The 7,138-nt window shown below is 33.9% G+C and carries 5 protein-coding genes; 4 read left to right on the forward strand and 1 reads right to left on the reverse strand.

The annotated features are described in order from the left end of the window. Nucleotides 1–15 precede the first annotated feature (15 nt). From mutS to miaA, 3 genes are read left to right on the forward strand one after another with little or no spacing between them, the layout of a single operon-like run. Nucleotides 16–2,481, forward strand: coding sequence for a DNA mismatch repair protein MutS (gene mutS, locus DW269_RS07855; RefSeq protein WP_187012523.1), 2,466 nt, complete (start codon nucleotides 16–18; stop codon nucleotides 2,479–2,481). An 8-nt stretch (nucleotides 2,482–2,489) separates the two neighbouring features. Beyond that, entirely contained in the window at nucleotides 2,490–4,259 is a 1,770-nt protein-coding gene (mutL, locus tag DW269_RS07860; RefSeq protein ID WP_117459265.1) for a DNA mismatch repair endonuclease MutL, read from the forward strand. Beyond that, nucleotides 4,256–5,170, forward strand: coding sequence for a tRNA (adenosine(37)-N6)-dimethylallyltransferase MiaA (miaA, locus tag DW269_RS07865; RefSeq protein WP_117459266.1), 915 nt, complete (start codon nucleotides 4,256–4,258; stop codon nucleotides 5,168–5,170). Before mutL ends, miaA begins: the two co-directional genes overlap by 4 nt. A 6-nt stretch (nucleotides 5,171–5,176) precedes the next feature. Here miaA and DW269_RS07870 read toward each other — a convergent pair whose 3' ends face one another. Next, complete coding sequence (locus DW269_RS07870; protein ID WP_117459268.1) at nucleotides 5,177–6,445, reverse strand: replication-associated recombination protein A; 1,269 nt, start codon at nucleotides 6,443–6,445, stop codon at nucleotides 5,177–5,179. Between the two features lie 68 nt (nucleotides 6,446–6,513). Here DW269_RS07870 and dtd point away from each other — a divergent pair, with 68 nt between their 5' ends. Next, a complete protein-coding gene (dtd, locus tag DW269_RS07875; protein ID WP_117459267.1) occupies nucleotides 6,514–6,972 on the forward strand; it encodes a D-aminoacyl-tRNA deacylase in 459 nt (152 codons plus the stop codon). The last annotated feature ends 166 nt before the right edge of the window (nucleotides 6,973–7,138 follow it).

A 7,138-nucleotide genomic window follows, 5' to 3' on the forward strand; every position in this document is an offset into this window, starting at 1 on the left:
GAAAAGTACTCTCCCATGATGGAGAAATATTTAGAATTAAAAAAAGATCATCAAGATGCTATTGTGATGTATCGTATTGGTGATTTCTATGAAATGTTTTTTGATGATGCAGCTATTGCCTCAAAAGCATTAAATCTTGCTTTAACAGGCAAAAATGCAGGTGTTAAAGAACGCGTACCAATGTGTGGTGTACCATTTCATGCTGCAAGTGGTTATGTAGAAGAATTGGTCAAACAAGGACATAAGGTTGTTATTGTAGAACAGCTATCTGATCCTAAAGCCAAGGGTCTTGTAGAAAGAGGTGTTGTTCAGATTGTTACACCTGGTACTTTAATGGACTTTAAGTTAAACGAGAAGGTGAATAACTTTATTGGGGCTTTAGGTGTATTTGATTTCTCTTATACACTTGCTTATGCTGATTTATCTACAGGGGAATTTTATTGTTTAAACCTAGAAAAGAAGGAACATCTATTACGTAATAAGATTGAATCATTAGGTATTAAAGAAATCGTTGTAGAAGATGATTCTATTCATATTGATGGAGTGATGATGTCTCCTTTTAAGAATGAAACAATTAAAGATAACTACAAGAAAATCTTTGATAATATCAATGATTTAAAACAAATCAAGGTCTGTGCTAATTTATTGAATTATTTAATTGATACTCAAAAGAGAGAATTAGAATATATCCAGACAATTGTAGAAGTTAAACAGGAAGATTATGTTTATATGGAAAGTGTCACAAAGAAGGCACTTGAACTTACTAAAAATGCGAATAATGAGAAATATGGCACACTATTATGGCTATTAGATCATACACATAGTGCAATGGGTGGTCGTTTATTAAAACAATGGATTGATCAGCCTCTTATTTCTAAAGAGAAGATAGAAGAAAGACTTGATCTTGTAGAAGTATTCATGGATAACCCTCTAGATAGAGATACAGTGACTCATATGATCAATGATATTTATGATATTGAAAAACTGGCTTCTAGAGTGGCTTTTGGGAATGTGAATGCGAGAGATTTAAAGTGGATCTGTTCTTCTTTAAAGAAAATTCCTGAATTAAAACAAGAACTACTCAGTCTTGATCATCCTAAATTGAATGAGCAAGCTATGCAGCTTGTTGATTTGTCTTGTATTATTAATACAATTGATGAAGCAATTGTAGATGATCCACCTTTAGTTATTAAAGAAGGAAATATTATCAAGGATGGATACAATAAAGAGTTGGATGAATTACGTGATATTCGCAAGAACGGTAAGAAATGGTTAATGACTTTTGAAGAAAATGAAAAAGAACGTACAGGAATCAAAGGTCTTAAGATTGGTTATAACCGTGTCTTTGGCTATTATATTGAAGTCACTAAAAGCTATTTGCCTTTAGTAAAGGATGAATTCAACTATACAAGAAAACAGAGTTTATCCAATGCAGAAAGATTTGTCACTCCAGAACTGAAAGATATGGAAAATAAGATTCTTTCAGCACAGGATAGAATCGCTGCATTGGAATATGAAATATTTACTCAGGTAAGACAATATATTAAGGGTTATGTACATGAAATACAGGATGTTGCAAAGATTGTAGCTAGGATAGATGTATTTAGTACATTTGCTGATGTATCAAGCTATAATCGTTATGTACGTCCAACATTTAATGATGATCATATTATTCAAATAGAAGAAGGAAGACATCCTGTAGTAGAAAAAGTCATTCCTGAAGAAAGTTATGTAAAAAATGATATATCTTTAGGACAGGATGCAAGAATTATGTTGATTACAGGACCAAATATGGGTGGTAAATCAACTTATATGCGACAGATGGCTTTAATTATGATCATGGCACAAATTGGATGCTTTGTCCCTGCAAAAAGTGCAACTCTTCCAGTCTTTGATGCAATCTTTACTCGTATTGGTGCGAGTGATGATTTAATTAGTGGTCAGTCTACATTCATGGTAGAAATGCTGGAGGCTAATAATGCCTTGAAATATGCGACTGAAAACTCACTTATTATATTTGATGAAATAGGTAGAGGAACAGCGACATTTGATGGTATGGCTTTAGCTCAGGGCATTTTAGAATATATTGCAAGCCACAACCATTCATTGACTTTCTTTTCAACACATTATCATGAATTAACACGTATGGAAGGCACTTCTATTAAGAATGTTCATGCAGGTGCTGATGTCTCTAGTGATTCTATTCATTTCCTATATCATATTGAAGATGGCCCCTCTGGTCAGTCATATGGTATCAATGTTGCTAAACTTGCAAAATTACCTGATGAAGTTATTGTACGTGCAGATGCCATATTAAAATCACTAGAAGACAATAATATTGAAGAGAAATTACAAAATATTGAAGTGACACCAGTTATAAAAACAAGTGCTGTAGAAGAAACACTCAAAGGCATTGATCCAATGAGTCTCTCACCGCTTGATGCATTAAGTACATTAATTGAATTAAAGAAAATGTTGTAGGAGAAACTATGGGACATATTAGACAATTAAGTGAAAATTTAGCCAATAAGATTGCAGCAGGCGAAGTTGTTGAACGTCCTGCAAGTGTTATTAAAGAGTTGACAGAAAATAGTATAGATGCTAAGGCTAAAAGTATCACTATTCTTGTAGAACAGGGTGGTACAAGCAAGATGTGTGTGATTGATGACGGTATAGGAATGAATCGTGCAGATGCTCTTTTATGCTTTAGTCGTCATGCAACAAGTAAGATTGTAGATGAAAATGATTTATTCAATATCACTACATTAGGCTTTAGAGGGGAAGCTATTCCTTCTATTGCTTCTATTAGTGTCTTTACTCTAGAAACAAACAATGGCGAAGAAAATACAAAAGTAGAATATGAATTTGGAAAAAGAAAAAATGTAAGTAGTGTGGCAATGAATCGCGGTACGAAGATCACGGTAGAACGTATCTTCCAGAATGTACCTGCAAGACTTAAATATATGAAGTCTATTAATGCGGAATTCGCAGCTATTTATTCTTATGTAGAGCGTCTAGCCCTCGCTCATCCAGAAATATCTTTTACACTTATTCATGACCATAAAACAATATTCAAAACAAATGGAAGAAATAATTTATTAGAAGTTATTAGTGAAATTTATGGCATTCCTGTTGCAAAAAATATGATTCATGTTGATTTTGGCAATGAAGAGTTTCATGTGGCTGGTTATATATCTAAAATTGATACATCTCGTTCTTCAAAGAGTCATATTGTTACTCTAGTGAATCATCGCTATGTCAAGAATATGAAAACAATTAATACAATCAATGAGGTTTATCGTCGTTATTTAGCTGATAAACGTTATCCAATTGCAGTGCTAGAGATTGATGTAGATCCATATCTTGTAGATGTAAATGTTCATCCAGCAAAACTAGAAGTACGTTTCTCTAAAGAAACAGAATTAAAGGAATTACTACTTAAGGGTTTGGAAGAGGCTTTATCCAAAAAGAATCTCACTTATAAACCATCTACTAGAGAAACAGAAAAAGCATCCTTCAAACCAAGTCTTGCACAGATGACTATTCCTCTTGATGAGGTTTTTGAAGAAGTCAAAGAAGAACCAGTTATTGAAACTGTTCATGAAGAAATGCCTGTTTATGAACCCGAAAAAGTAGAAATCAAAGAATCTCCAAAAGAAGAACCACTTAAACCAATTAAAGAAAAAATTAAGGTTATTGGCCAAACAAGAGGTACTTATATTTTAGGAGAAAATGAAAGAGGATTTTATATCATTGATCAGCATGCAGCACAGGAACGTATCAATTATGAATATTTCCTCAATAAGTTTTCTCATCCTGACTTATCCATCCAGCCAATGATTGTTCCTCTTACATTTGAATATCCTGAGAGCGAATGTCTTGTTATTGATGAACATAAAGGGTTATTGGAAGAAGTTGGAATCCATCTTGAATCATTTGGCCGACATTCATACATTGTACGTGGTTTACCTTTATGGATGAAAAATATCGATGAGAAGATCTTTATTGATGAAATGATTCAAGAAGTTTTAAACAATCAAAGTGTGGATATTGTTGCTATGCAGGAACATGCTATTGCAACACTTGCATGTAAAGCAAGTGTCAAAGGAAATACATATCTTACAACACAGGATATGCAGACAATTATAGATAATCTTATGCGTTGTGATAATCCTTATGTTTGTCCTCATGGTAGACCAACCATCATATTCTACAGTGATTATGAATTAGAAAAGTTATTTAAGAGGGTTGTAGTATGAAAAAAGTAATTGCGGTATGTGGACCTACAGCTGTAGGTAAAACACGTATGGGTGTTTCTTTAGCAGAAGCACTTCATAGTGAAGTCATTAGTGGTGATTCTATGCAGATCTATCGTACGATGGATATTGGAACTGCCAAAGTAACAGAAGAAGAAACGCAGGGTATTATTCATCATATGATTGATATCAAAAATCCTGATGAAACATTTTCTGTTAGTGAATTTCAAAAAGAAGTTCGTCATTATATCGATACAATCGATATGCCTATTGTGGTAGGAGGTACAGGTCTTTATATCAAGGGTGCTCTTTATGATTATACTTTTGAAGAAACAGAATCTAAGCATGATGAAATAAAAGCGAAGTATGCCCATTATACAAATGAAGAACTACATCAGTATTTGGCATCCTTTGACCCTCAATCAGCATTAGATCTACATCCTAATAATCGTCAAAGAGTATTACGTGCCATTGAAATTTATGAAGAATCAGGAAAAAGAAAAAGTGATATTCTAGAAGCGCAGGAACATAAGCCTGTTTATGACATTTATTTTGTAGGACTCACACTTCCACGTCCTATTCTTTATGAGCGTATTAATAAACGTGTTGATTTAATGATTGAACAGGGATTAGAAGAAGAAGTCAAGAAAATCTATGATTCAGGTTTATCACGTAATGCGCAGTCTATGAAGGCTATTGGTTATAAGGAATGGTTTGATTACTTTGAAGGTTCAAAAACAAAAGAACAGGTCATAGAAGAAATCAAGAAACATTCACGTAACTACGCGAAAAGACAATATACATGGTTTAATAACCAATTTGATGTACATTGGTACGATGTCAATCTAGAAGATTTTGATTCTACAATTCACCAAGTATTAAAAGATATCGAAGAATGGTATGAAAAAAGATAAGTCTCTCTAACGAGGCTTATCTTTTTTGAGTTTTCTGATATTTGTGGTTCTTCCGTGTTTAAGAATTCTTTGATAGTTTTCAGTTAATGATTTTTCATAACGGCTTGTCAGCCAAGGTACATAGAACTGAGCATCTTTAATTTCATCAGGAAGATATTGAAGATATTCCCATAAATCAGGTCTATTATAATCATAACGATCTTCCTCATCTATACCAACAGGAGTTAAACGTATATATTGTGGTGCTTTATGTGGTTCGTTGTGGTAAGACGCAAGTGCTGCGTCTATCGCATTTTCACTCGATTTTGATTTAGGTGATAAAGCCAATTCTATAATGCAGCTTGCTAGAGGAATTCTTGCTTCAGGGAAACCAATTGTCTTAGCTGCCTGGAAGGCTAAAACAGTACGCATACACGCATTAGGATTGGCTAGTCCTATATCTTCATAAGCAGTTGTAATCAGTCTTCGTTCTAGTGACTCTATATCTCCTGCATCTATAAGTTTTGCAAAATAATAAAGAGCACCATTTGGGTCAGATCCTCTAATAGATTTCTGCAAACCACTTAAAGTATCATAGTATTGATCTTCATCTTTATCAAATTGCATATTGGCGCGTGGAACAGCTTCCTGAATGATTTCTAATGTGATATGTGTATCTGGTGCATAAATAGTTGCAAGTTCCAAACAATTATAAGCATAACGCACATCACCGCTGCTCATTCTTGCAATATAATCATATACTTCTTGATCTATTTCATATTGATGATTAAGTCCTCTCTCGCTGACTGCAGCTCTTTGACATGCTTCCACAATCTCTTCATGATTCAAAGGCTTTACTTCACATAAATGACATCTTGAGCGAATTGCAGGATTGATAGAATGATATGGATTGGCAGTTGTGCAGCCTGCGATAATCAACAATCCACTCTCGATATAAGGCAGTAAATGATCTTGCTTATCTTTATTTAAACGATGCACCTCATCTACAATCACAAACAAACCTTCTGAAAGTTTCGCTTCAGTGATAATCTGGTCCATCTCTTTCTTATTACCAGTAGAGGCATTGAATATACGATATGGTATATTTAAATCATGAGCGAGGGCCTTAGCCATAGTTGTTTTTCCGCATCCAGGTGGTCCATATAAAATAATGGACATTGGATGATCCTTCTTTACAAATTGTCTTAATAATTTATTATCTCCTACAAGGTGCTTTTGCCCAATTACATCATCAAGTCCAATAGGGCGCATGGAATCTGCAAGTGTCTTATGAATCATAGTTTATTTCCTTTCGTTTTAGAATCATGTATAATTATAACATGATTTTATAAGGAGAGAGTAATATGAGAATTGTTTTACAAAGAGTAAAAGAAGCAAGTGTGACAATTGATGGAGAAGTACATGGTGCCATTAATAAGGGTTATATGATTCTTGTAGGTTTTAATAATGATGATACTCATGAAATTATAGATCGTCTTGTGGAAAAGGTTATCCACTTAAGAGTCTTTGAAGATGAAAACCAAAAAATGAATCGTTCACTCATAGATGTAGAAGGATCTATTCTTTCTATTTCTCAATTCACTTTATATGCAGACTGTCGTAAAGGAAGAAGACCAAGCTTTATTGATGCAGCTAAGCCTGATATCTCTTCACCGCTTTATGATTACTTTAATGAAAGTTTAAGAAACCAAGGCATTCATGTAGAAACAGGAATTTTTGGAGCTGATATGAAATGTGCATTAATTAATGATGGTCCAGTTACTATTTTATTAGACAGCGATGACATCATGCCTCGAAAATAATGCGATTATAGGCAAATAGAAGGGCGTATAAGCCCTTTTTTACATTTTTCCACAAAAAATGAATAAAAATCAAAAAAAGTCTTTACAAAGGGAATGGATGATGGTATTATAAGTGAGCACTCCGGTGAGGAGCGCAGACAGAACATTGAAAACTGAACAGATACAC

Origin of the sequence: Catenibacterium sp. AM22-6LB (assembly GCF_003435615.1) — a bacterium.
Lineage (GTDB): Bacteria > Bacillota_I > Bacilli_A > Erysipelotrichales > Coprobacillaceae > Catenibacterium > Catenibacterium mitsuoka_A.

Coding starts and splice junctions, on each gene's coding strand:
- miaA (WP_117459266.1), top strand. CDS start 4,256: ATGAAAAAAGTAATTGCGGTATGTGGACCTACAGCTGTAGGTAAAACA.
- mutS (WP_187012523.1), top strand. CDS start 16: ATGATGGAGAAATATTTAGAATTAAAAAAAGATCATCAAGATGCTATT.
- dtd (WP_117459267.1), top strand. CDS start 6,514: ATGAGAATTGTTTTACAAAGAGTAAAAGAAGCAAGTGTGACAATTGAT.
- mutL (WP_117459265.1), top strand. CDS start 2,490: ATGGGACATATTAGACAATTAAGTGAAAATTTAGCCAATAAGATTGCA.